Origin of the sequence: Streptomyces catenulae (assembly GCF_000718015.1) — a bacterium.
Classification (GTDB): domain Bacteria; phylum Actinomycetota; class Actinomycetes; order Streptomycetales; family Streptomycetaceae; genus Streptomyces; species Streptomyces catenulae.
The window spans coordinates 33,196-56,431 of record NZ_JODY01000030.1; the positions used below are offsets into that span (position 1 = coordinate 33,196).

The following is a 23,236-nucleotide window of genomic DNA, read 5'->3' on the forward strand; positions in this document are numbered from 1 at the left end:
TGCCGGTCACCGGCGGAACGCGCCCCGGACGCCGTACCGGGCAGGGCCCCCGCGCTCACCCGTCCCCGCCGGGAGCCGCCCCCTCCCGCAGCCCGCGGACGTATGCCGCCGTCACCGCCACGCCGGGGTCCTCGTCGCGTGCCAGCTCCGTGAGGGCGGCCGACGCCGTGGGTCCGGGGACCCCGGCGAGTGCCTGGGCGAGCCGTCGCCGGACGGGCGCGCCCCCGGGGCCGGGGGTGAGGCGGGCGACGAGCCGCGCGGCGATCTCCTCCGCCACCGCCGGGTCGCCCGCCAGGGCGCCCAGCGCATCGGCCGCGTCGACGTCGTTGGCGCCCTCGGCGACCATGCCGACGAGGACGGGCACCGCCTCCGTCAGCCCCCGGGCACCGAGCGCCAGGGCCGCATCGCGGCGGACCGCGGTGTCCGGGTGGGCGAGGGCGGTGCGCAGCGGGGCCCTCGCCGCGTCGCCCGGGAGTGCGGCGAGGGCCTGCACGGCGCGGCGCCGGGTGGCGGGCGAGGGGGCGTCGAGGGCCTGCGCCAGCAGTTGCGGCGCCCCCGCGCCGGAGCGGGCCAGGGCCCATTTCAAGGCGCCCGCGACATTCGGCTCCTGCTCGCTCAGTACCGCCTCGACCAGCGCCTCCACCGGTGCCGGGCCGTCCGCCGCGGCGGCCAGGGCGGCGCGCTGACGGCGTCCGGCGCTCGGCGAACCCAGCTCCTGGAGGAGGGCGACGGTCTGGAGGACGTCCGTCCAGTCGGCGGGCTCCGCGGCGCCGATCCGGCGGAGCCGGGTGAGCAGCGCCGTCTCCGCGGCGATCCGCTCCCGGGTCTGCCGGATGAGGTCGTCGACGAGTGCCGCGGGCGCGAAGCCGGGGCCGTCCAGCGCCCGCCCGACCTCCCGCAGCGACAGCCCCAGCGACCGCAGGCTCTCGACGTGGAAGAGGCGGCGCAGATCGTCGCCGGAGTACTCCCGGTACCCGGACCCGCTGCGGCCCGTCGGCCGGACCAGGCCGAGCGTGTCGTAGTGCCGGAGCATCCGGGCGCTGACCCCGGAGCGCCGCGCCACCTCGCCGATCAGCACCGTCGCTCACCCCTCCCGGCCGTCCGTGCCGAGAGCCACGATGCGCTTCGCCTCCTCGATCGCGAAATCGAATCCGGCATCCGGGTCGCGCCGCAGCTGCTCCGTGGCGAGCGCGTGCCGCCGTATCCGGGGGTCGCGGTCGGCCGTCGCGGTGTGCAGGGCCGGGCCGCTCGCCCCGCCGAGCGCGATCAGCGCCCGGCTCAGGCTCAGCTGCGTCTCCCGCCCGCCTCGCCCGAGCTGCGTCACCAGCGCCGCGGCGAGCGTCCGCGCCTCCTCCTCCGGTACGAGGACGACCGCCGCGCGCCAGGCGCTCCGGGCCACCTCGTCGTCCGGGTCGGTCAGCAGGGACCGGGTGAGCGCCGGCCACGCCCGCCGGTCCCCGATCTTGGACAGGGTGTGCAGCGCCTGGCTACGGGCCTGCGGACGCGCCGAGCGGAGTTCCCCGAGGAGCCCGGGGAGCGTCGCGTCCGCCGGGTGCCGGGTCAGCGCCCACGTCAGCATCTCCCGTACGGAGAACTCCGGCTCGACCGCGCACCGTGCGATCAGCGGTGCCACGCACGGCGCCCCCGGGTCCGTACCGACCGCGAGGGCGGCCCGCAGCCGTACCGACGCGTCGCCGTGGGCCAGCGCCCGGAGCGCGCGGGTCATAGGTGTGTCCTCGGGGGACCGGGTCATCGCGACCACCTCCGAGGCACCAGAGAAGACCTTCGCACGGTGTGAAGGTCAAACGGGTTTCCTCACAGCCGCTGGATGATCGTCCCCGTCGCCAGCGCGCCGCCCGCGCACATCGTGATGAGGGCGAACTCCTTGTCCTGGCGTTCCAGTTCGTGCAGGGCGGTGGTGATCAGCCGGGCGCCGGTGGCGCCGACGGGGTGGCCGAGTGCGATGGCGCCGCCGTTGACGTTGACCTTCTCCAGGTCCTGGTCGAAGACCTCCGCCCAGGACAGGACGACGGAGGCGAACGCCTCGTTGATCTCGACGAGGTCGATGTCCTTGAGGGTCATCCCCGCCTTGCCGAGGACGGTGCGGGTCGCATCGACCGGACCGTCGAGGTGGAAGTGCGGGTCGGCGCCGACCAGCGCCTGCGCCACGATGCGGGCGCGCGGTGTGAGTTTGAGGGCGCGGGCCATCCGCTTGGAGGCCCACAGCACGGCGGCGGCGCCGTCGGAGATCTGCGAGGAGTTCCCGGCGGTGTGGACGGCCTGCGGCATGACGGGCTTGAGGCCGCCGAGCGCCGCCATGGTGGTGTCGCGCAGCCCCTCGTCCCGGTCGACCAGCCGCCACATGCCCTGGCCCGCGGCCTGTTCCTCCTCGGTGGTGGGGACCTGGACGGCGAAGGTCTCCCGCTTGAAGCGCTCCTCGGCCCAGGCCGCCTGGGCGCGCTGCTGGGAGAGGAGGCCGAGCGCGTCGACGCGCTCACGGGTCAGACCGCGGCGGCGGGCGATGCGTTCGGCGGCCTCGAACTGGTTGGGCAGGTCGACGTGCCACTCGTCCGGCCAGGGCTTGCCGGGGCCGTGCTTGGAGCCGCTGCCGAGCGGCACCCGGGACATCGCCTCGACGCCGCAGCCGATGCCGATGTCGATGACGCCGGACGCGATCATGTTGGCGACCATGTGGTTGGCCTGCTGCGAGGAGCCGCACTGGCAGTCGACGGTGGTGGCGGCGGTCTCGTAGGGCAGGCCCATGGTGAGCCAGGCGTTGCGGGCCGGGTTCATCGACTGCTCACCGGCGTGGGTGACGGTGCCCCCGACGATCTGCTCGACGCAGTCGGGCTGAAGGCCCGTGCGGGCGAGGAGTTCGCGGTACGTCTCGCCCAGGAGGTAGGCGGGGTGGAGGTTGGCGAGCGCGCCCTGGCGCTTGCCGATGGGGGTGCGTACGGCTTCGACGATGACGGGTTCCGCGGCCATGACTGACTCGTCCTCTCCTCGCGTCCGCGGGTGTCCCGGCACCCGCGGCAGAAGAACTAGTACGCGTTCTAGTTCTGCGGTCAGTCTCATGAGCCGTACCCCGGGGGCGCAAGGGGCATGCAGCCGCGGTATCGGCGTCATGCGCGCCGGAGTTGGCCGCCGGGGCGCCCTTGCCGACGGGCGAATGACGCCGTGACCCTTGCCACTTGTAGAACTCGTTACTAACTTCACCGCGAACATCTGATGTTCCGTCAGAAGTAGTGGTGGCGGCGGCGCCACCCGGCCCGCGACGGCCGGTCGCCGGGCCGCGCCGGACCGGATCAGGAGCCGCCGATGCCATGCCCCGCGCTGCCCGAGGGTTTCGACTTCACCGACCCCGACGTCTACCAGTCCCGCGTCCCGCTCCCCGAGTTCGCCCGGCTGCGGGAGACCGCGCCGGTGTGGTGGTGCACCCAGCCGCACAACATCGCCGGTTTCGGCGACGACGGCTACTGGGTGGTGACCCGCCACGAGGACGTCAAGGAGGTGTCCACCAAACCGGACATCTTCTCCGCGCACCGCAACACGTCGATCATCCGCTTCAACGACTCCATGACCCGCGACCAGATCGACGTCCAGAAGCTGATCATGCTGAACATGGACCCGCCCGAGCACACCCGGGTCCGGCAGATCGTGCAGCGCGGCTTCACCCCGCGCGCGGTGCGGGCGCTGGAGGAGGCGCTCCGCGAGCGCGCCGGGGCGATCGTCGAGGACGCCCGCCGCTCCGGCTCCGGGAACTTCGTCACCGACATCGCCTGCGAACTGCCGCTCCAGGCCATCGCGGAGCTGATCGGCATCCCCCAGGCGGACCGGGCCCGCATCTTCGACTGGTCGAACAAGATGATCGCCTACGACGACCCGGAACTCGCCATCACCGAGGAGGTCGGCACCACCGCCGCGACGGAGCTGATCTCCTACGCGATGAACCTCGCCGCCGACCGCAAGGCGTGCCCCGCGCAGGACATCGTCAGCAAACTGGTCGCCGCGGAGGACGACGGCAACCTCGGCTCCGACGAGTTCGGGTTCTTCGTGCTGCTGCTGGCGGTGGCGGGCAACGAGACGACCCGCAACGCCATCACCCACGGCATGCACGCCTTCCTCACCCACCCCGAGCAGTGGGAGCGGTACAAACGGGAGCGGCCCGCCACCGCCGCCGAGGAGATCGTCCGCTGGGCGACGCCGGTGGTCTCCTTCCAGCGCACCGCCACCCGCGACACCACCCTGGGCGGCGCACAGATCCGCGAGGGCCAGCGGGTCGGCATCTTCTACGCCTCCGCCAACAACGACCCGGACGTCTTCGACCGCCCCGAGGTCTTCGACATCACCCGCGACCCCAACCCGCACCTCGGCTTCGGCGGCGGCGGACCGCACTTCTGCCTCGGCAAGTCCCTCGCCGTCCTGGAGATCAACCTGATCTTCCAGGCCATCGCCGACGTCCTGCCGGACATCACCCTCACCGACCCGCCCCGGCGGCTGCGCTCCTCGTGGCTCAACGGCGTGAAGGAGATGCGGGTGCGGTACGTGTAGCGGACGCGCACCGCCGTACGGACGGGCCCGTCGCCTCCGGGGCGGCGGGCTTCCGCCTGTCCTCGGGGGCTCCGCGCAGTCGGCCGAAAACCGTCGCACGCGTGTCCTTGTCAGCGGACAGCGCCGGAATTACATTCAACTCGCCGGTAACACCCGTGGTAACACCGGTAGTTCAGCGCCATCGGCGGCGTGCCGCGCCTCGGCCCCGCCGTCCCGCTCCCGTACCGCCGCACGGCACCGTGCCCGCCCGCGCCCCACGCCGCCCGACGGCCGCGACGCCCGCACCGTACGCCGCGCACCCGCACCTGGCACGCCCCCACACGTTCGGCAGCGCGACCCACCGCACTCTTCGAAGGGGACACGTCGTGAAGGACGCACACGGCAGACACGTCACGGGACGCATCAGCTGGCGGCGGTTCGCCGTGCTGACCGTCCCGGCCGTCGCCGGCACCGCAGCCCTGGGCATCGCCCTCGCCAACGGGGCGCTCGCCGCCTCGTTCGCCGTCTCGGGACAGCAGTTCAAGGTGTCCGCGGACCGCCTCACCGGCGACGGATTCGCCCAGTACGGCAGCGTGGACACCAACGCCCGGGGCGATCTGCTACCGGTCGCCGTCACCGCCATCAAGACCGCCGAGCTGCACCATCTGTGCCAGTCCGTCGTCACCCACCTGCCGGTTCTCGGCGACATCTCGCTCAACCTCACGGCCGGTGGCGACAAGCCCGTCCAGGCGACCAACCTCTTCGTCGACGCCACCCAGCTCTCCGGCGACGCGTCCTTCCACGGCATCGAGATCGGCCGGGACGCCTCGACGCTCAGCAAGGGCCCGGCCGACGCCAAGGGCCTCCAGGACCTCTTCGCGCAGCAGGCCGACGACGTCGCCATCAACCATCTGCGGCAGACCGCCTGGTCCACCAACGCCGGGACGTTCCGGCTCTCCGGGCTCAGCATGAAGGTGTCCAAGGGCGCGAAGGAATGCTTCTGAGATGGGCGCCGCCGGAGCGCCGAACCGCTGGCGGCGCTGGCGCCGGGGCCGTCCCTTCTGGGGCGGGCTGGCGGCGGTGCTGGCCGGGGCGGAGATCTGCGCCCTGCCGCTGGCCCCGCTGAAGGTCATGCTCCAGCAGGGCATCGCCGGGGTCCCGTCGGTGCTGATGGGGCTGGTGATGATCCTGATGGGCCTGTCGGCGTGGTTCACACCGCAGCACCGGACCCTCGCCGGTGTCCTCACCGTCCTCGCCGCGATGGCCGCGCTCGTCATGTCCAACCTCGGCGGCTTCCTGATCGGCACCCTCCTCGGCATCCTCGGCGGCGCGATGGTCTTCGCCTGGCGGCCGGTGCCGGACGGGGCACCACCGGAGGAGCCGGACGGGGCCCGGTCCGGGGCGGCCGGGACCTCGGGCGGGGCCGGGACGCCCGGCGCCCCGGAGGCGTCCGACGCTCCCGGCGCCCCGGACGCGACCGCGGCGGGCCGCCTCCCGTGACGCGGTAACCCCCGCCCCGCGTCCGTCCCCTTCTTCCTTTTCTTCCTTCCGTACGGCTCACGGCCGACCGGCCCCGTACGGCTGCCCGCACCCGCGCCCACCACGCCGCGCGAGCGCGCGACCGTGCGCCGCCGCGTGGGCCCGCACCACCGCACTCCCCCTCACGGCCCGGCACCCCGGGCACCCTCCCGTACGAAGGAGTCCAGTGATGACCCAGCACCTCACCCGCACCGTGCTCACCGCGTCGGCCGGAATCGCGGCGGCCCTCGGGCTGACGCTGGCGGTGACCGGACCGGCGACCGCCGAGCCCGCGCCCGCCGCCGGGACCGCCGCCGCATCCACCACCGTCACCCCCGCCGGGCACGCCTTCGGTGCGAAGCTCACCGGCTCCGCGACGTTCTCCGCCGGTTCCGTGACGGTGACCTGCACCGCCTCCGAGGCAACCGGTTCGGTACCCGCCGCGCCCGGCAACACCAACGCCTCCGGGCCGGTGAGCAGCGCCGTCTCCGCGCCCACCTACAGCTCCTGCACCACGAGCATGCCGGGCGTCAGCGCCACCGTCACCACGACCGGCGACTGGACCGTGGGCCTCCAGAACGGCTCCCCGGCGACCGCCGGACTCACCATGCCGTCGGGCGGTTTCGTCCTGAAGACCAGCGGACTGGCCAGCTGTACGGTGACCGCCGCGCCGACCGCGGCGGCGACCGTCAGCGGCACCTGGACCAACGGCGCACCCTCCACCCTGAAGTTCACCGACGCGGCGGTGCCGGTGAAGGTCGAGGGCGGCTTCGGCTGCCCGACGACCGCGACCAGCTCGAACTTCAACGCCACCTACACCGTCGGTGACACCACCGACGCGGCGTCCCAGATCACCGTCGGCGGCTGACCGCCGCACCGCCCACGCACCGCCCGCGCACCGGTCGGCCCACGCACCGCACCGGTCCCGCCGCCGGTGGCCGCTCCCCCACGGCCACCGGCGGCTTCCCCGGGCGGGCCCGGCGCCTCATCTGCCGCCCAGGGCGAAGCCCACCACCGCCGCCACCGCGACGGTGCCCGCCGCGTACCCGGTCAGCAGCCGTCGCCGCAGCGTCCGGTAGGCGCCCTCGTACTCGGCGCGCAGGGTGCGGGCGCGGGCGGCGATCCGCTCCAGGGTGTCCCGGGACAGCTCCGCCTGGTCGCGGCAGTAGTGGCGGGCGACCTCCGCGCGCTGGGTGCCGGTGAGCCAGGGCAGTCCGGCGCAGAACGCCTCGGCGCGGCTCCGCGCCCGGCGCTTCTCCGCCTCCCACAGCAGAAAGCCCTCGATCTCGTTGATCGCCTCGTCGGTCCGCATCCCGCCGGTCGTCTCGCTCATGCCCGCCCGCTCCGCTCGGGCACCAGCGCCGCCCGCTCCCCGCCGCGCAGCGCGTCCTCCTGGGCGGCGATCTCCGGGTGGTGCAGGTCGAACGCCGGGGATTCGGAGCGGATACGCGGCAGGGTGAGGAAGTTGTGGCGCGGTGGCGGGCAGGAGGTCGCCCATTCCAGGGAGCGGCCGTAGCCCCACGGGTCGTCCGCCTCGACCCGCTTCCCGTATTTCGCGGTCTTCCAGACGTTGTAGAAGAACGGCAGGACGGCGAGGCCGAGCAGGAACGAGAAAATCGTCGAGACGGTGTTCAGTGCGGTGAAGCCGTCGGCCGCCAGATAGTCCGGGATGCGGCGCAGCATGCCTTCCGCACCCAGCCAGTGCTGGACGAGGAAGGTGCCGTGGAAGCCGATGAAGAGCGTCCAGAAGGTGATTTTCCCGAGGCGCTCGTCCAGCATCTTGCCGGTGAACTTCGGCCACCAGAAGTGGAATCCGGAGAACATCGCGAAGACGACCGTACCGAAGATGACGTAGTGGTCCACATGGTGCCGATCCAGTTGAAGAACTTCACACCGGTGGGGACCGCGATGAGGAAGGTCATGAAGGAGAAGAACGGCAGGAGTACGCCGCCGGTGGCGTACATGTGGTGCGCCCAGACCGTCACCGAGAGTCCGGCGATGGAAATCGTCGCGGCGACCAGACCGATGTAACCGAACATCGGCTTCCGGGAGAAGACCGGAATGACCTCGGAAATGATGCCGAAGAACGGCAACGCGATGATGTACACCTCGGGATGGGAAGGCGAGCAGCACGAGCACGCCGGTCAGCAGGACGTTCCAGGTGAAGATCGGCATGCGGAACATCGTCATGCCGGGGGCGCGCATACAGACGATGGTGGTGATGAAGTTGACGGCGCCGAGGATCGTGCCGAACCCGGAGAGCGCCAGCCCCATGATCCACATATCGGCGCCGATGCCCGGCGAGCGGACGACGCCGGAGAGCGGGGAGTAGGCGAACCAGCCGAAGTCCGCCGCCCCCTGCGGGGTGAGGAAACCGCCGACGACTATCAGGGACCCGAACAGATAGAGCCAGTACGCCAGCATGTTGAGCCGTGGGAAGGCGACGTCCGGGGCGCCGATCTGCAGCGGCATGATCCAGTTGGCGAATCCGGCGAACAGCGGCGTCGCGAACATCAGCAGCATGATCGTGCCGTGCATCGTGAACGCCTGGGCGAACGCGGTGACGAGATAGAGCGTGCCGATCGCCTTGTGGTCCGTGGTCGTCAACCACTTCACAGGAGTTCTCATGCCCGGTAGGTGTCCGGCACCCCGCCCGGCGTCACCGGGACGCGCCTCCGGGGGCCGTGTGATGGATCACCGCGGCGGGGTGTGACGATCGGGGGCGTGCCGGACACCAACCGATCATGAGCACGGACGATGCCTTCGCCGCTGCCTACCGCGCCCACTACTGGGCGGTCAGCCGTTTCGTGGCGCGGCGGCTGGACGGGCAGGCGGACGAGGTCGAGGAAATAGTCGCGGAGGTCTTCTCCACCGCCTGGCGCCGCCGCGCGGACCTCCCCGACGCGCCGCTGCCCTGGCTGTACGGGGTGGCCCGCAACTGCCTGGCCAACACGGTGCGCGGCCGGGGTCGCCACCGCCGCCTGCTGGCGCGCCTGGGCCACCACGAGATCGCGCACCGCCGGGGGACGGTGGCGAGCCCGGACGCGGAGCGGCCCGGCTCCTGGGTCCACGAGGCGCTCGCCCGGCTCTCCCCCGCCGACCAGGAGGTGCTGCGGCTGACGGCGTGGGAGGAGCTGACCGTCGACGAACTCGCCGTCACCCTCGGCTGTGGCCGCAGCGCGGCGGCGATGCGGCTCCACCGGGCGCGGGCCCGGCTCCGTACCCAGATCGACCGGATGCGGACGCCGGTGTCCGCGCGAGCAGGAGACGAGTGCGATGGATGACGAACTGGAGCTGCTGCGCGCGGCCGACCCCGTGTCGGCGCACACCGGCCCGTGGCGGGAGCGGCCCCTCGACCACCGGGCCGAGCGGGCGCTGAACCAGCTGCTGTACCGCAACCGCCGCCGGAGGATCGGCCGACGGCTGGTGCTCCGCGCCGAGGCGGCGGCGCTGGCCCTCTTCGCGGTGCTCGCCTACACCCTCTCCGGGCCCGGCTCCACGCCCGCCGCTGCCGTCCCGGCCGCCCTCCAGGTGCGGTCCGGCGCCCCGGCGGTGCCGCTGGCCGAACTGGCGCGGCGGGCCGAGGCGGCGGCCGCCGCGGCCCGCCCCGGGGACGGACCGCGGCGGGGCAGCCATCTGCAGAGCTGGTACCTGGACAGCCGTACCGGCACCGCGGACGCGCCGCCGGTGACCGTGCCCGAGGAGCGGCTGACCCGGTGGAACGCCGACGGCAGCGGCTCCGAGCTGGTGGTGGCGACCGATCCGCGCCACCCGGGGCACCCGGTGATCCACCCCACCGGCGACGGCCGCCGCGCCACCGTCGAGGACGGGAAGGTGCTGCACCGGGTGGCGTACCCGGCGGGCGCCGGGACGCAGCACGGCGGCCTGGCGTCGCGGACCCCGCCGCCGGACGACCCGGAGGCGCTGCGGCGGCTGCTGGGCGCGCTGTACGGCGGGGCGGACGCCGGGACGCCGCAGTTGTTGCAGGCGCTGTCCGCGTTCCGTCAGGAGTGGACGCCGGGGCCGCGGGAGAACGCCGCCGTGGTGCGGATGCTCGCCACCGCCGGGGAGCTGCGCCCGGTGGGCCCGGTCACCGACCGGCTGGGCCGCCGCGGTCAGGCGTACGTCTGCACCGGGCGGCCGGGCGCCATGGACGGCATCCGCCAGATGCTGATCCTCGACCCCGCCGACGGCCGTCTCCTGGGCAGCGAGACCACCACGACCGAGGACATCCCCGACTCCCGGGTGAAGGCCGGTGCGGTCCTCTCCTACGAGGCGTGGATGGAGTGAGCGGCGACCGCCGGGTGGCGGTCCGGGCGGGACGGGCGGATCCTTGAGTGACGCGACGATCCCCCGGCGCGGTGGCCTCCTGCGGGCCGCCGCGCCGGTCGCGTTCCCGGGCCCGGTACGCGGCCCGCGCGGGGGCCGTCGGGGCGGGTACGCGGCGGGCGGGACGGCGTGCGGGAGGGGCGCGTACGAGGAGGCCGCGCGCGGGGTGTGGGCCGCGTCACCCCGGCGTACGGTTGCAGGCTCTCACCGCGATATGGCTCACACCCCGGCTGCTCCCGGGAGCCTCCGCGAAGCCGCGTTTGCCCTGTGTGGAGCGGGTAGGCGAGCAGTTGCGCGGTCATCCGTGCACCGTCCGTGATGACCGGGTCTGCCCCTATGGTCGACTTTCGCCCGTCACCCGTGACGGGACTTTTTCTTGCAGTCGACCCAGAGAGCGCAGGCGAGCGAACACGTGCCGACGCAGTCCCCCGTCGCACCGGGGCCCCGTGAACAGGGCGGTAGCCGGAAGGCCGCCGCATCCGACTCGGAACAGCGCACCGGGGGAACGTCCTCCAGAGGATCCGCAGGCGAGGTGACGGTCGTCGAGCCGGCGATGGTCAAGCGCGCGGTCTCCGCCGCGGCGCTGGGCAACGCGATGGAGTGGTTCGACTTCGGCGTCTACAGCTACATAGCCGTCACCCTGGGCAAGGTCTTCTTCCCGACCGGGGACTCGACGGTGCAGCTGCTGTCGACGTTCGGCGCGTTCGCGGCGGCGTTCCTGGTCCGGCCGATCGGCGGCATGGTCTTCGGACCGCTCGGCGACCGCATCGGCCGTCAGAAGGTCCTCGCCCTCACCATGATCATGATGGCGGCGGGCACCTTCTGCATCGGCCTGATCCCGTCGTGGGAGTCGATCGGTATCGGCGCCCCGATCCTGCTGCTCGTCGCCCGTCTGGTGCAGGGCTTCTCCACCGGCGGTGAGTACGGCGGCGCGTCCACCTTCATCGCCGAGTACGCGCCCGACAAGAAGCGCGGCTTCCTCGGCAGCTGGCTGGAGTTCGGCACCCTCGCCGGTTACGTCGGCGGCGCCGGTCTGGTCACCTTGATGACCGCCCTGCTCTCCACCGAGGACCTGCTCTCCTGGGGCTGGCGGATCCCGTTCCTGATCGCGGGCCCGATGGGCATCATCGGCCTCTACCTGCGGATGCGGCTGGAGGAGACCCCGGCGTTCGCGCAGCTGGAGAAGGAGGCGCGGTCGAAGGAGAAGGAGCGCCGCGACGCGGAGAAGCGCGTCGGCGTCCGCGAGATGATCTTCGGCCAGTGGCGCGCGATGCTGCTCTGCGTCGGTCTGGTCCTGGTCTTCAACGTCACCGACTACATGCTGCTGTCGTACATGCCGAGCTATCTGACCTCGGAGCTGAAGTACGACGAGACGCACGGGCTGCTGGTCGTCCTCGCGGTGATGGTCGTGATGATGTGCATCCAGCCGTTCGCGGGGCGGCTCAGCGACCGCTTCGGCCGCCGCCCGGTGATGGCCGCGGGCTGCGCGGGGTTCCTGCTCCTGTCGGTGCCCGCGCTGCTGCTGATCCGGCAGGGCTCGCTCTTCGCCATCGCCCTCGGCATGGGCGCGCTGGGCCTGCTGCTGGTCTGCTTCACCTCCACGATGCCGTCGACGCTGCCCGCGCTCTTCCCGACGAAGGTCCGCTACGGCTCGCTGTCCATCGGCTTCAACATCTCCGTGTCGCTCTTCGGCGGCACCACCCCGCTGGTCGTCACCGCGCTGATCGGCGCCACCGGCAACCGCATGATGCCCGCCTACTACATGATGGCCGCGGCCGTCATCGGCGGTATCGCGGTCTGGCTGATGTCGGAGAGCGCCTGCAAGCCGCTCCCCGGCTCGCCGCCCGCGGTGGAGACCGAGGCGGAGGCCCGCGAGGTCGCCCGTACCGTCCGCCAGGAGGCGGCCGCGACGGCCTGACCGGCCGAGGGCCGCGAACGGCCCGGAAACATCGCTGGAGCCCGGTGCGTCACCGCACCGGGCTCCTGCGCGTTCCGGCGGGGGCCTGTCCTCATGCCGTCCCGTGCGGCGCCGCGGACGGTCCGCGCGGCGGCGCCCCAGGGGCGGGAACGGGGCCGCGCCGCGCCCGGCGGGCACCGGTGGGCGGCCTGTGAGAGGGTGCGTATCTCTGTTTTGCAGACGCTGCTTACGCAAAGCCCGCAGGGGCCGTTCGCCGCGTCGACACGTATGCGAGAGGGTTGATGAAATGGCCATGGCAACCGCACGCCACATCCTGGTCCCCGGCGAGGACAAGGCAAACGAGCTGAAGGCGCAGATCGAGGCCGGAGCAGACTTCGCCGAGGTCGCCAAGGCGAACTCCACCTGCCCCTCCGGCCGCCAGGGCGGCGACCTCGGGTCCTTCGGCCCCGGGCAGATGGTGAAGGAGTTCGACACGGTCGTCTTCTCCGCACCGACCGGCACCGTCCAGGGCCCCGTGCGGACGCAGTTCGGCTACCACCTCATCGAGGTCACCAGCCGCCAGGACTGATCCGGCGCCCCGGGCCGCCCCGCCTGCAGCCCCGCGCACCGGCAGCCGCCGCCGGACGGCCCTCCGCCCCCGTGGCGGAATACGCCACCGGCCCGGCGCCCGGTCGGGGGACCTGCCCCGGGGCCGCCAGGCGGGATGCGGCACGATGGCGGCATGAGCATCGTGAAGATCAAAGAAGGTGTCAAGCCACGCACATGACCCGTCTGTACGCCACGGGGAAGGCGTACAGACGGGCATTCATGGGGCGACTCAGACCAGCGTGATACCGGCCTGCGTCTTGATCACATCCACGGCGTCGCTGGTCAGCCACCGGAGCGGGACGACGGTCCAGCGGTCGCTACCGGGCTTCCGCATGACGACGGCCTTACCGTCCTGGATCAGCTCGCACCGGATGAACCCGTGATCGCGCTTGAGGTCGTCCGCCAGGTGCTCACCGTGGATCATCCCTGTTACTCCTGTTCGCGGTCCTTGTCGTCCGCCATGGCGCTGTGTACGTCGCCGTTCTGGGAGACACGGGTGTCCGGGTCAGTCGACTGCCCCTGGCTCGCCTGGGGGTCCCACGGCTCACCCGCGTTCTCGAAGTCCTTAGCGGGGTGCCTTCGCGCAGATCAGACGGTGAACTCCTCGTGGGGGATGCCACGTTCCCACACGAGTTCGAAGGCATCCGCGCACATCTTGGCCACGGCAGGGTCCTCGTTCAACTCGTGCCCGACTCGGCTGCCGTCTCCGGCGAAGTGCCCGAAGCGGATCAGTCGGCCGTCGAGGAGCCACAGGTCCGCCCCCGGCAGGAGCAACGTGGCTGCCTCCGGCCGTGGGAGCCATCGGACCAGCTCCCCCGCCTCCACGTTCAGGTGGGTTCCGGCGTGCTCATACCTGATGTACTCGCTCACCGGAACGGAGACGACTCGGGCGCGGCGCATGATGACGCCGCGTCCCACGGTCTCCCGTACGAGGTCCAGCCACGGTCGTCGGCGCTCCACTGACGCCGGGGTGATCTCGCCCGTGGCCTTCCACTCTGCGAAGTCCTCCGACTCGGAGGAGACGCCGTAGGAGTCGCGTAGCTCCAGGTGAACAGCAGAGTGGTGACAGTCCGCCACGAGTTCAGCGAACGGCGGAACGCTGCTGCTGTTCGGCTTCATCACAAGCCTTCCTGATCTGGGGCACCATTCGGGCCGGGATGCGAACGACGGCTTCAGTCTCCGGGATGTGGCCAACGGTCAGGCATTCCTCCTGCGTCTTCTCGTCGGCCTTCCAGCCCTGAATGACCAGGTCCGCAGTCGCCTCATCCACCCACACCGTGGGGCAGTCGTCCCCGTTGGTGTGGAGGTCCTTGCCGAAGAACAGTAGAGCCATGGCCTTCTCCTCTGCCTACTCGGTTGCGTCCGGTTGCACGAGCCTTTCCCCCGCTCACCGTCAGCGTCAAGGTCAGATCTCACCACCTGCTGCCCCTGTGCCGTCCTTGCAATCGAAGGCAGCTCAACCAGTCGACAAGAATGCCGACTTGCACCCCTCAAGGCCCCAGTCGGCCGCGAGAGGGTCATTCGATTCGAAGGCCCCCCGGAACGCCCAAGGGCCCCTTGCTGCTCCGGAAGCAACAAGGGGCCCGTCGGCGGGGGGAGTGGCTGAAATCGTGGTTAGGGCCGTTTCCGCAGAACGGCCCCGAGCGCGTTTCTCCAGTTCAGGGGGCTGTCAGGGAGTGAAAGTCGGTCCTTGAAGACCTTGGAACCCGTACAGATTCCGAGCCGCTATCACGCTTCGGTCTTCCTGCCGGGCCGGAAGGGGATATCCCCCAGGGTCGGCCGCGGACCCGGTCTTCTTCGCGTCGTTGATGAAGAACACGAAGAACACCGTGGTGTGCCCGCTCAGCCCAGCTCTCCCGGATGCCAACCAACCGGCCGCCGCCTGGACACCGGCCTCCGACGCGCCGCCGCACCCTCCGCAGACGACTTCCGCGCGTGATGCCAACGGCACAACGACTGAAGGTTCGCCGGGTCGTGATCGTCACCGGGGACGACGTGGTCCACGTCAGTCGCCGGTGCCGTACACCGCGCCCCCGTGTCCCGCAGGACGGCCGCGCACTGGAAGCCGTCCCGCTTCAGAACGGACAGTCGACGGACCGCCCAGTCCGCCGGGAGGCGGGAGCGCCTGTTGCTGTCACTCCATGCCATTCACACCCCCCAGCCCCCAATTAATCGAATTAAACTACCGTTACGCGAGGTCGTGAATTCTCTTCACGAAGGTAAACTCACGCTTTTGTGTAACTCCCTCAGGAGTCCCATTGTCTGTAACGTGGCAGAAGTGCGCGGGGTTCTGCCCCCCCCTTTTTAGGGAATCAGCTATACCCAAGGGGTGACTGGCGGCAACCCTTTGCAACGCCTACCAGACCCCACCGAAGGGAAGTTCGCCATGCACCGCCTGTCCGCCTTCGCCGTCGGCGTCTCGATTGCTGCCACGCTGGTGTCGACTCCTCAGGCCGCCCTGGCGCAGTCCAGCGACGAAAGTGACGGCCCCAATGCCGCCATCTACTCTCTCAGGAATGTTGCCACCAGGAATTGCGTGGACAACGACCCGAATTGGTCTGGAGTAATCACTCGAGGCTGCAACGGGGGGAATAACCAGCGTTTTGAAGAGAGGCCCGGAAAGAGTAACGGATATGTACTCTTGAAGAACCTTGCGACGGGAAACTGCTTGGACAACGACACGTACCAGGGCCACATCATGGCGCGGGGCTGCAACGCCGACAACGAGTACCAGAACTGGACGCGCGTCGGCGCAACGCTCCGGAACCTCAAAACCGGTGCGTGCCTGGACGACGACCCGAACCACAAGTACCTGCTCGCCCGGGGCTGCAACGGCGGCACCAACCAGGACTGGGAGTTCCCGACCCGCTAAGCGAACCCAGGCTCCACGATAAACTGCCAGCGTGCACTTACCTCCGCACGACAAGGCGGAAGATCCACTCCCGAGCTACGGGACCAAGGCTCAACTCCCGCGCGGCATCCCGGAGGAAACACGGTGCGCGCGGGAGGAGCCGGGCGGGCGACGCTCACGTTTCCACGTCGGATGCTGGAGTCCGGGGCACGGAACCTGCCTTCATATGCATGTACTGGGGCGCGTGACAGGGGAGTTCACCACCCGGCTGGCATCTGCATTCCAGGGCAAGAAAAATGCCCTACGTTCCTTCTTCCTCACGAACGGAATATAGAAAGAAGGACCGTAGGGCCTTTTTCCTGCCCTTGCGCCTCATGTTCTGTTGCGTCGACTGCAACAGAACATGAGGGAGTCGGGTTCCTTGGCGGCCGCGGCTCCCTCGACTGTGACGTGAACCTCCGTCTGGCGGGGCGTGCGTGATCGTGTACGCCACTGAGTTCTCTCGGTCGATCATGAACCAATCCCGTGTAGTTCGGCAATCGCTTTCGTCACCCGAAACAAAGCGAGAGGGAGTCGAACCCCTAGCGGGTTCAACTCCCTCTCGCTTAAGCCTTGCCGAGGCTGATTCTCTGGATCGCCGCCGGGTGCGGGAATGCGTGCGCGACGCGCATCGTGGCCTTGATGGCTGTCTGGTCCCGGGTGAACCGGGCGTGCTTGGACACGTCCAGGGTTACGTCCCGGCGCATGACGACCATCACGCGGTCGCGCGGGATGCCCCACACGGTCCCGACGGTGACGGCGTTGGAGACGTACAGCGGCACGCCCAGGACGGTCCGCCGGGTCGGCGTGGTCGGGTCGGAGCCCAGCAGCGGGACATTGCTGTCCTTGGTCTGCTTGAGCTGGGCCAGGGTCAGCGCGTCCACGGGGTTCGCGGCGAACGCCGTGATCGTGGCGCCCACGTCCTCGGCGCGGTTGATGGCCTCCTGGAACGCGTCCAGGTTGGTGAACTTGGTTCCGGCGTCCACGGTGCCCACACCGCCCACGGCCTCCAGGCCCTCCGGGGCGGGGGCGGGCAGGCTGTTGAAGAACGAGCGGTCCAGGACGCGGGCGATCGAACGGGCCAGGCCGTCGCCTACGAGCTTCTGGGCGTCCGGGTCGCTGTCCTCGGCCAGTTCGTTCGACACGATGGACAGGCCCGCGCACTTGGCCGGGGTGATCTCCAGTTCGCCCATGATGGCGTCGGTCGGGGCGATCTCGTCACCTTCCGCTACGAATGAGGCGCCCGCGTCGGTCTGCACGACGGGGATATGGACCTTGGTGCTGTTCGTCTTGAGCTTGCTGGCCACCTGAAGGGCGACGCTCTCGCGCTCCACGGGCTGGACGATCAGCGGGCCGTAGTCGTCGGGGGTGATGCCGGAGACGCCGGAGGAAGCCGTGAGGAATGACAAGTAGCAGTCCTAGCTAGGTGGTTGGGGTGGTCAACGGGTTGAGCGGAACAGGCCGTCCCAGGTGGCGCGGGGTTCCTCGTAAGGGGTGAGGCCGCCACGTCCGATGCCCTCGGGGCGCAAGGCCGCGTGCATGGCCTGGTTCACGGCGACCGCCACGGCCTCCAGCCGTTCCGTAGGGAGGTCTTCGGGGAGGGCCTGGACGATCTCCTTCGTCACGTGCTGATAGCGGTTCACGACGGCCGCCATGGCGTCCGCGCGGTTCCGCTGGGCCTTCTCCGCTGCCAGTCGGTCCCGCTCCGCTTCCAGTTCCTGGACGCGAGCCTGGAGCGCGCCCACGTCGGGCGTTGCATCGCCGTCTGCGGGATCCGTGGCTCCGTCCGGCAACTCCGGGACTGCCTCCGCCTCCGGAGCCGCCAGGATGGCGTCCGGGGCCGTCTCGGTCTGCTCAGAAGCCATCGTGGTGCACCTCGTTCGCGGCGGAGTAGATCGGACGCATAGCGTTCTTGGCCTGCATGCTCCGTAATGCCGCCGTTGTTGTAGGCGTTGCGGACCACTTCGCCGAGGTCCTTGGCTGCCTTCTCCTGCAGCGTGGAGAACTCGGAAATGCGGTCGCGCATCCCGACCCCTGCCGCCAAGTGGTGCGCGTCGCCAAGGGCGCCGATGAGCTGACGCGACAGGTTGATTCGATCGAGGATCAAGGAACCTCCCAAGAGGGTTTCCGGGCATGGGAAAACCCCACGCCCCGATAGGTACCGGGGCGCGAGGCGAGTGGCCGGTTGATTGCGCGGAACGCACCCGGTCGCCGCCGGGCGAACCCTCACGTTGTGCGTGGGTTCTTCAGACATGTACTGGGGGCCGTGACATGGCCACAGGCCCGTCAGGGCAAGAAAACTGCCCTCCGTACCTACTTCTCTATAAATACGTATGAGAGAGAAGGTACGGAGGGCAGTTTTCTTGCCCTACACCTCAACAGGCCATGCCGGAAAAAAGGGGGAAAGCCCCACGACTGAGCCCTCCCGACGGGGATTTGTCAGCCCTGTTGCGGCGCCTCCGCCCAGTGAATGACTACGCGGTCCTGCGTGTTCGCGTTGCGGCCCCGTCCAGTGGCCTTTGGAGATAGACACGCGGTCCAGAAAGAGTGCCAGGAACTCGCGTTGTTCCTGGAGACTCCAGGAGACCCACAGTGCCTCTTCGGAGAGTGGGTCTTCGCCCACCTCCAACCACTCCGTGGGAAGCGTTACAGCGTCCTTCGAGCGAGGCCACGCGCTCCACCATGCGTTCTTCATGTGCGGTGAGCCGTTGAACACTGTCTCTGAACATCCCGCGTCCCGTGGCGCCCTCGTAAAGCCCGTCTTGGCGGTCTTGGTAAAGGGTCCGCAGCGCGCCCCGGACGTGTTCCATCTCGGCCCTCGCCGCTGCCAGATCGGCGTCCCTGCCGGAGGTATCGGTCTGAGCGGCGAACCGGCGGACGGCCTCCGCCAACTTTTCCCGGTCGTCCTCGTCCGCCGGGTCCAGAGTCCCCAACCGGTGCCACACCTTGCGCACCACCACTTCATTGGCGGTCGCCATGTCGATGGCCAGTCCGCCGTGCCCCGGAACGAGTCCGGCGGACGCACGGTTGCAGCGATAGAGCAGCTTCTCTTTCCGCTTGTCCGTCACCATCACGGACCCGCACACGCCGCAGAACAACATGCCCGCACCGGCAAGGAGCGAGGGAACGGAGCGCCGTGTCTGCCTGACCACCGGTGTGCGGCCGTCCAGGACGTCCTGGAGTCTCCACCACTCGTCAGACTCCACAATGCCCTCGTGGGCCTCCATAGGCGCGCCGGTCTCGTCCCGGAGAATGGTCCGCTTTCCTGCCGTGCCAGGGGTGTCTTTCGTCCTGATGGTCCGCCCCTGCCACTCGATGGCGTACCCGGCCAGACGCGGGTCTCGAAGAATGCGGAGGACCGTGGAGGAAGTCCACGCACTGGCCTTTGACGGTTTCGACACGGCGCGTACTCGGCGTGCCGTGAGCCGGGCTGTGTCGTTCGCGTTCTTCGTCGGCACACCCGCATCGTTGAGCCGCCTGGCGATGCCGGACGCCGAAAGCCCCTCCAGGGCCCACGTCACCATGTCCCGCACGACCGGTGCCTCCTGCGGGGCAGGGATCAGGCGGACGACGGACAGCTTCCCGCGCCTCACTCGCTCGCCGGTGAAGCCGTACGGGGCCATTCCGGAGGTGTGGCCGCCTGCCTTCCGGATGGTGTCCTTGGTCGAGCTGATGTACTCCGACTTCAGGTCGGACTCCTGCTTGGCCAGGGCGGCGATCAGACCGAAGATGGCGACGCCCACGGGGGTGGAGGTGTCCAGGAACGGTTCCTCGACGGAGACCAGACGGAGACCAGAAGGACGCCGTATCTCCGCAGCTCCTCTTCGATCTTCATCGCTTCGAAGGCGCCCTGACGCGTGAGGCGGGAGAGGGCGAACACCACGACGGCGTCCACGTGGCCCGCCCGGACGGCCGTCAGCATCTCTTCGAACTCCGGGCGCTCCACGTTCGGATCCCAACCGGAGCGGCCCACGTCCGCGAAGCTCCCCGCGAGGTCCCAGCCCTTCGCCGTGATCAGTGCCTCGCACTTCTCCCGCTGCGCCTCGGGACTGGCCTGGGAATCGTCCTCACGGCGCTTTGACTGTCTGATGTAGGAGACTGCACGCACTTGGTCCAGATTACGGCGCCAGTCCGGTGTCCGCTTTATGAGAGGTGTCATGTGCCTAGCGTGGTAAAGATCAACGCACTCACCGTCCCCGCCGAGCAGCGTGAGGTCCTGGAGCAGCGGTTCTCCTCCCGCGCCGGGACCGTCGACTCCTCCGACGGCTTCGAGTGGTTCGAGCTGCTGCGCCCCGTCGAGGGCACCGACCAGTACCTCGTCTACACCCGCTGGCGTGACGAGGCGTCCTTCCAGGCGTGGATGGAGGGCCCGATGAAGGCCGCCCACCAGGGTGGCGGCGAGGGCGGCGAGCGGCCCAAGCCCGCGGCGTCCGGCTCCACCCTCTGGTCCTTCGAGGTCGTCCAGCAGGCCGGTCCGAAGCAGGGCTGAGACCCGGCCCGGGTCCGACACAGGGCCCTCTCCGGGGGCGGTCCCTTGTGGCCCTCCCCGGGGAGGGCCCTTTTCCGTCCGTTCCTGGGGAGGGCCTTTCTCCGCCCTTCCCCGGGGACGGCCCTTCTCCGTCCGTCCCCGGGGAGGGCCCTTTCCCGCCTGTCCCCAGGGGCGTCACCTTCCGAACGCTCCCCCGGGACGCCACCTTCCGAACGCTTCCCCGGAGGGCCCCGGGATCGCCCCTCCCGTTCTCACTTCGCCAGATCCGGGGGCCGTGGTGCCGAGCCGGTGCGGGGCAGGGTGCGACGGGCGTCGCCGTTGTGGGGTTCCTCGGCGTCCGAGCCGCAGAGTTCGGAGGTCAGCTCGCGTACCAGCTCGGTCAGATCGGTCGGCCGGTCCTTGGTCCACCAGTCGCCGAGCATCCGTGCCAGCGACTCCCGCCGGGCCTCCGCCAACCGCTCCGCGACGACCTGCCCGGTGTCGGTGAGCCGCAGGTCGAGGCCCTCGCGTACGGCGAGACCGCGCTCCTCGACCTGCCGGGTGGCCTCGGAGATCACGCCGAGCGGCACGGTGGTGCGTTCGGCGAGGAGGGCCGGTTCCACCGAGCCGTGGTGCTGGATGCGCAGCAGCATCCAACTCGCCGCCGGTTTCAGATCGAGCCCGGCCCGCTCGGTGATCTTCTCGTAGACCCGTTTACGCCCCTCCAGGCTGCCGAGGCGGGACAGGGCCCGGGCGCACTCCTCGTACGAGGACCGTTCGACGGGGTTGGAGGAGAGCACCTCGGTGGTGTCCGGCGCGGTGACGCTGGAGCGCAGCGGCTCTTCCTTCAGGAACCATGCCAGAACGAAGGCGACGAGGACGACGGGCACCGCGTAGAGGAAGACATCGGTGATCGACACGGAGTAGGCGTCGAGGACCCCGGAGCGCAGCGCGGGCGGCAACTGGCCCGCGACCCGCGGGTCCTGGGCGATGGTGGCCGGGGAGATGCCCGGGGGCAGCGGGCGGCCCGCGACGGCGTCGGCGATCCGGGGGCCGAGCTTGCCCGCGAAGATCGTGCCGAAGATGGAGACGCCGAAGGACGCGCCGATGGAGCGGAAGAAGGTCGCGCCGGAGGTGGCGACGCCCAGGTCCCGGTAGTCGACGGCGTTCTGCACGATCAGCACCAGCACCTGCATGACCAGGCCGAGCCCGAAGCCGAAGACGAAGAAGTACAGGCTCATCACCCCGACACCGCTGGCCGGGTCGAGCCGGTGCAGCAGGAGCAGCCCGACGGCGGTGACAGCGGTCCCGGCCACCGGGAAGAACTTGTAGCGGCCGGTGCGGCTGACGATCTGTCCGGACGCGGTCGACGACAGCAGCATGCCGAGGACCATCGGCAGCATGTGCACACCGGACATGGTGGGTGTCACACCCTGGACGACCTGGAGGAACGTGGGCAGATACGTCATCGAGCCGAACATCGCGAAGCCGATGACGAAGCCGATGACGGAGGTCAGCGCGAAGGTCCGCAGCCGGAACAGGCGCAGCGGCAGCACCGGTTCGGCGGCCCGCCGCTCCACCGCGACGAACGCAGCCAGCAGGACGACCCCGAGGACGGCGAGCCCGATGATCTGCCAGGAGCCCCAGGGGTAGCTGACGCCGCCGAGCGAGGTCATCAGCACGAAGCAGGCGGCGACCGCGGCGATCAGGAAGGTTCCCTGATAGTCGATGCGGTGGGGGGTGCGGCGGACCGGGATGTGCAGCACGGCGGCGATGACGGCCAGCGCGATCGCGCCGATCGGCACATTGATGTAGAAGACCCAGCGCCAGCTGAGATGGTCCACGAACACCCCGCCGAGCAGCGGCCCGAGCACGCTGGTGGCGCCGAACACCGCCCCGAAGAGCCCCTGGTACTTCCCGCGTTCCCGGGGCGGTACGAGGTCCCCGACGATCGCCATGGACAGCACGATCAGCCCGCCGCCGCCCAGCCCCTGGAGCGCCCGGAAGCCGATCAGCTCCCCCATGTTGCGGGCGAGACCGCAGAGCACCGAGCCGATCAGGAAGATCACGATGGCGGTCTGGAAGAGCTTCTTGCGGCCGTACTGGTCACCGAGCTTGCCCCACAGCGGGGTCGCCGCCGTCGACGCCAGGAGGTAGGCGGTGACCACCCAGGAGAGGTGGTCGAGCCCGCCGAGGTCGCTGACGATCGTGGGCAGCGCGGTGGCGACGATGGTCTGGTCGAGTGCGGCGATCAACATGCCGAGCAGCAGCGCGCCGATCGCCACGAGAACCGTCCGCCGGTCCCCGGTCCCGACGGGCCCCGCCGGTCCCCCGGTGGGCCCCGCGGGGGCCCCTTCCCCGGTGTCCTGCGCCATGAGCGTCTTCCCCTCTTCCGGACTTCCGGCCACCGGATCCCTGGCCTCCGGATCACTGATCTCCGGGCGCCGCGGCTCCCACGGCTCCCGGTCACCGGGCCTTCCCGGTATCCGGGTGGCCCGGTCGGCCGGGTCGCCCGGTGGCGGTCGGCCGGATTCCCGCTCTCCCGGCCTCCTCGTTCCCGTGGCCTCCTCGCTCCCGCGTCCTCGCGCCGTCGCGGCACCAGGTGCGCCGACCCCGGCGAGCGGCCGCGATCAGGCGGGCCCGGTCACCGGGAACGGCCGTCCACGGCGGGCGGCCGTCCCTCCATCCTGGTCGCAATGTCCGGATACGGCCCGCCGAGCGCGGCAACGCCGCCGGTCGGCGGGCCGCCCGGGGAGGGCCGCGCCACGGCGTCCGGGCGGTGCGCCCCCGCGCGCCCCGTCCGGGCACCGCGCGCCGGGCCCGCCCCGTGCGGCCATCCGGCCGCCGTCCGCCGTACGCCCCCTGGATGTGCCGGAGTACCTGCGCGCGCCGGTGCGGGGGCGCATAATCGCAGCGGCCGAACGCCCGCGGCGCCACCGCGGGCCGGGGCACGTCCGCGCGGCTCCGCCGTACGCCCGGAGGCGGGGGCAGCGGG

Annotated in this window: 22 protein-coding genes and 1 pseudogene; 10 read left to right on the top strand and 13 right to left on the bottom strand. The window is 70.6% G+C overall.

What is annotated here, in order from left to right:
- Nucleotides 1–55: 55 nt before the first annotated feature.
- The 3 genes from IF23_RS0123060 to IF23_RS0123070 all read right to left on the bottom strand — a co-directional run bounded on the left by IF23_RS0123060 (nucleotide 56) and on the right by IF23_RS0123070 (nucleotide 2,985).
- A complete protein-coding gene (locus IF23_RS0123060) occupies nucleotides 56–1,078 on the bottom strand; it encodes a HEAT repeat domain-containing protein (protein WP_030286684.1) in 1,023 nt (340 codons plus the stop codon).
- A gap of 6 nt (nucleotides 1,079–1,084) precedes the next feature.
- On the bottom strand, nucleotides 1,085–1,753 hold the full coding sequence (locus tag IF23_RS0123065; RefSeq protein WP_030286686.1) for a HEAT repeat domain-containing protein: 669 nt from the start codon (nucleotides 1,751–1,753) through the stop codon (nucleotides 1,085–1,087).
- Nucleotides 1,754–1,815: 62 nt separating this feature from the next.
- On the bottom strand, nucleotides 1,816–2,985 hold the full coding sequence (locus IF23_RS0123070; RefSeq protein ID WP_030286687.1) for a steroid 3-ketoacyl-CoA thiolase: 1,170 nt from the start codon (nucleotides 2,983–2,985) through the stop codon (nucleotides 1,816–1,818).
- Between the two features lie 333 nt (nucleotides 2,986–3,318).
- On the opposite strand from IF23_RS0123070, the gene IF23_RS0123075 reads away from it, so the two are divergent.
- The 4 genes from IF23_RS0123075 (at nucleotide 3,319) to IF23_RS0123090 (ending at nucleotide 6,916) form a co-directional block, all read left to right on the top strand.
- Nucleotides 3,319–4,551, top strand: a complete 1,233-nt coding sequence (locus tag IF23_RS0123075; RefSeq protein WP_030286689.1) for a cytochrome P450 — start codon at nucleotides 3,319–3,321, stop codon at nucleotides 4,549–4,551.
- Nucleotides 4,552–4,916: 365 nt separating this feature from the next.
- Nucleotides 4,917–5,534, top strand: coding sequence for a DUF6230 family protein (locus IF23_RS0123080; RefSeq protein WP_030286691.1), 618 nt, complete (start codon nucleotides 4,917–4,919; stop codon nucleotides 5,532–5,534).
- Between the two features lies 1 nt (nucleotide 5,535).
- Complete coding sequence (locus IF23_RS0123085; protein ID WP_245655070.1) at nucleotides 5,536–6,030, top strand: DUF6114 domain-containing protein; 495 nt, start codon at nucleotides 5,536–5,538, stop codon at nucleotides 6,028–6,030.
- 208 nt (nucleotides 6,031–6,238) lie between these two features.
- Entirely contained in the window at nucleotides 6,239–6,916 is a 678-nt protein-coding gene (locus IF23_RS0123090; RefSeq protein ID WP_030286694.1) for a hypothetical protein, read from the top strand.
- A 117-nt stretch (nucleotides 6,917–7,033) separates the two neighbouring features.
- On the opposite strand, the gene IF23_RS0123095 is transcribed toward IF23_RS0123090, so the two are convergent.
- Entirely contained in the window at nucleotides 7,034–7,381 is a 348-nt protein-coding gene (locus IF23_RS0123095) for a hypothetical protein (protein WP_245655071.1), read from the bottom strand.
- Nucleotides 7,378–8,676 (bottom strand): annotated as a pseudogene (locus IF23_RS31570) (cytochrome c oxidase subunit I). The gene IF23_RS0123095 and the pseudogene IF23_RS31570 overlap by 4 nt, the downstream one beginning before the upstream one ends.
- 116 nt (nucleotides 8,677–8,792) lie before the next feature.
- On the opposite strand from IF23_RS31570, the gene IF23_RS0123105 reads away from it, so the two are divergent.
- The 4 genes from IF23_RS0123105 (at nucleotide 8,793) to IF23_RS0123120 (ending at nucleotide 12,863) form a co-directional block, all read left to right on the top strand.
- The gene (locus IF23_RS0123105; protein ID WP_030286698.1) at nucleotides 8,793–9,332 is read left to right on the top strand and encodes an RNA polymerase sigma factor; all 540 of its coding nucleotides are present in this window, start codon (nucleotides 8,793–8,795) and stop codon (nucleotides 9,330–9,332) included.
- The gene (locus IF23_RS0123110) at nucleotides 9,325–10,338 is read left to right on the top strand and encodes a CU044_5270 family protein (RefSeq protein ID WP_030286700.1); all 1,014 of its coding nucleotides are present in this window, start codon (nucleotides 9,325–9,327) and stop codon (nucleotides 10,336–10,338) included. The genes IF23_RS0123105 and IF23_RS0123110 overlap by 8 nt, the downstream gene beginning before the upstream one ends.
- Before the next feature lie 571 nt (nucleotides 10,339–10,909).
- Nucleotides 10,910–12,295, top strand: a complete 1,386-nt coding sequence (gene proP / locus IF23_RS0123115) for a glycine betaine/L-proline transporter ProP (RefSeq protein WP_245655072.1) — start codon at nucleotides 10,910–10,912, stop codon at nucleotides 12,293–12,295.
- 292 nt (nucleotides 12,296–12,587) lie between these two features.
- Nucleotides 12,588–12,863: a peptidylprolyl isomerase gene (locus IF23_RS0123120; RefSeq protein ID WP_425423875.1), complete on the top strand. Its 276-nt coding sequence runs from the start codon at nucleotides 12,588–12,590 to the stop codon at nucleotides 12,861–12,863.
- Between the two features lie 249 nt (nucleotides 12,864–13,112).
- Here IF23_RS0123120 and IF23_RS0123125 read toward each other — a convergent pair whose 3' ends face one another.
- The 3 genes from IF23_RS0123125 to IF23_RS0123135 form a co-directional block, all read right to left on the bottom strand.
- Nucleotides 13,113–13,307 (bottom strand): hypothetical protein, encoded by a 195-nt coding sequence (locus IF23_RS0123125; RefSeq protein WP_030286707.1) that lies wholly within the window; start codon nucleotides 13,305–13,307, stop codon nucleotides 13,113–13,115.
- A 164-nt stretch (nucleotides 13,308–13,471) separates the two neighbouring features.
- A complete protein-coding gene (locus tag IF23_RS0123130) occupies nucleotides 13,472–14,002 on the bottom strand; it encodes a DUF6879 family protein (RefSeq protein WP_030286709.1) in 531 nt (176 codons plus the stop codon).
- Nucleotides 13,965–14,216, bottom strand: a complete 252-nt coding sequence (locus IF23_RS0123135; protein WP_030286711.1) for a hypothetical protein — start codon at nucleotides 14,214–14,216, stop codon at nucleotides 13,965–13,967. Before IF23_RS0123135 ends, IF23_RS0123130 begins: the two co-directional genes overlap by 38 nt.
- Before the next feature lie 1,053 nt (nucleotides 14,217–15,269).
- Here IF23_RS0123135 and IF23_RS33005 point away from each other — a divergent pair.
- A complete protein-coding gene (locus IF23_RS33005) occupies nucleotides 15,270–15,755 on the top strand; it encodes an RICIN domain-containing protein (protein ID WP_078654190.1) in 486 nt (161 codons plus the stop codon).
- A gap of 584 nt (nucleotides 15,756–16,339) precedes the next feature.
- On the opposite strand, the gene IF23_RS0123150 is transcribed toward IF23_RS33005, so the two are convergent.
- From IF23_RS0123150 to IF23_RS0123165, 4 genes are all read right to left on the bottom strand, one after another.
- Nucleotides 16,340–17,182: a phage major capsid protein gene (locus IF23_RS0123150; RefSeq protein ID WP_030286717.1), complete on the bottom strand. Its 843-nt coding sequence runs from the start codon at nucleotides 17,180–17,182 to the stop codon at nucleotides 16,340–16,342.
- A 30-nt stretch (nucleotides 17,183–17,212) separates the two neighbouring features.
- The gene (locus tag IF23_RS0123155) at nucleotides 17,213–17,638 is read right to left on the bottom strand and encodes a hypothetical protein (RefSeq protein WP_030286719.1); all 426 of its coding nucleotides are present in this window, start codon (nucleotides 17,636–17,638) and stop codon (nucleotides 17,213–17,215) included.
- A gap of 609 nt (nucleotides 17,639–18,247) precedes the next feature.
- The gene (locus IF23_RS0123160; RefSeq protein ID WP_030286720.1) at nucleotides 18,248–19,516 is read right to left on the bottom strand and encodes a recombinase family protein; all 1,269 of its coding nucleotides are present in this window, start codon (nucleotides 19,514–19,516) and stop codon (nucleotides 18,248–18,250) included.
- A complete protein-coding gene (locus IF23_RS0123165; RefSeq protein WP_078654191.1) occupies nucleotides 19,492–19,932 on the bottom strand; it encodes a recombinase family protein in 441 nt (146 codons plus the stop codon). The genes IF23_RS0123160 and IF23_RS0123165 overlap by 25 nt, the downstream gene beginning before the upstream one ends.
- Here IF23_RS0123165 and IF23_RS0123170 point away from each other — a divergent pair, their 5' ends adjacent.
- Nucleotides 19,933–20,262 carry an antibiotic biosynthesis monooxygenase family protein gene (locus IF23_RS0123170; protein WP_030286724.1) on the top strand — a complete coding sequence of 110 codons (330 nt, stop codon included), beginning with the start codon at nucleotides 19,933–19,935 and terminating at the stop codon, nucleotides 20,260–20,262.
- Nucleotides 20,263–20,513: 251 nt separating this feature from the next.
- Here IF23_RS0123170 and IF23_RS0123175 read toward each other — a convergent pair whose 3' ends face one another.
- Nucleotides 20,514–22,616: an MDR family MFS transporter gene (locus tag IF23_RS0123175; protein WP_030286726.1), complete on the bottom strand. Its 2,103-nt coding sequence runs from the start codon at nucleotides 22,614–22,616 to the stop codon at nucleotides 20,514–20,516.
- Nucleotides 22,617–23,236 lie beyond the last annotated feature (620 nt).

Coding starts and splice junctions, on each gene's coding strand:
- IF23_RS0123165 (WP_078654191.1), bottom strand. CDS start 19,932: ATGACACCTCTCATAAAGCGGACACCGGACTGGCGCCGTAATCTGGAC.
- IF23_RS0123105 (WP_030286698.1), top strand. CDS start 8,793: ATGAGCACGGACGATGCCTTCGCCGCTGCCTACCGCGCCCACTACTGG.
- IF23_RS0123125 (WP_030286707.1), bottom strand. CDS start 13,307: ATGATCCACGGTGAGCACCTGGCGGACGACCTCAAGCGCGATCACGGG.
- IF23_RS0123135 (WP_030286711.1), bottom strand. CDS start 14,216: ATGGCTCTACTGTTCTTCGGCAAGGACCTCCACACCAACGGGGACGAC.
- IF23_RS0123095 (WP_245655071.1), bottom strand. CDS start 7,381: ATGAGCGAGACGACCGGCGGGATGCGGACCGACGAGGCGATCAACGAG.
- IF23_RS0123065 (WP_030286686.1), bottom strand. CDS start 1,753: ATGACCCGGTCCCCCGAGGACACACCTATGACCCGCGCGCTCCGGGCG.
- IF23_RS0123120 (WP_425423875.1), top strand. CDS start 12,588: ATGGCAACCGCACGCCACATCCTGGTCCCCGGCGAGGACAAGGCAAAC.
- IF23_RS0123110 (WP_030286700.1), top strand. CDS start 9,325: ATGGATGACGAACTGGAGCTGCTGCGCGCGGCCGACCCCGTGTCGGCG.
- IF23_RS0123130 (WP_030286709.1), bottom strand. CDS start 14,002: ATGAAGCCGAACAGCAGCAGCGTTCCGCCGTTCGCTGAACTCGTGGCG.
- IF23_RS0123075 (WP_030286689.1), top strand. CDS start 3,319: ATGCCATGCCCCGCGCTGCCCGAGGGTTTCGACTTCACCGACCCCGAC.
- IF23_RS0123175 (WP_030286726.1), bottom strand. CDS start 22,616: ATGGCGCAGGACACCGGGGAAGGGGCCCCCGCGGGGCCCACCGGGGGA.
- IF23_RS0123155 (WP_030286719.1), bottom strand. CDS start 17,638: ATGGCTTCTGAGCAGACCGAGACGGCCCCGGACGCCATCCTGGCGGCT.
- IF23_RS33005 (WP_078654190.1), top strand. CDS start 15,270: ATGCACCGCCTGTCCGCCTTCGCCGTCGGCGTCTCGATTGCTGCCACG.
- IF23_RS0123090 (WP_030286694.1), top strand. CDS start 6,239: ATGACCCAGCACCTCACCCGCACCGTGCTCACCGCGTCGGCCGGAATC.
- IF23_RS0123085 (WP_245655070.1), top strand. CDS start 5,536: ATGGGCGCCGCCGGAGCGCCGAACCGCTGGCGGCGCTGGCGCCGGGGC.
- IF23_RS0123070 (WP_030286687.1), bottom strand. CDS start 2,985: ATGGCCGCGGAACCCGTCATCGTCGAAGCCGTACGCACCCCCATCGGC.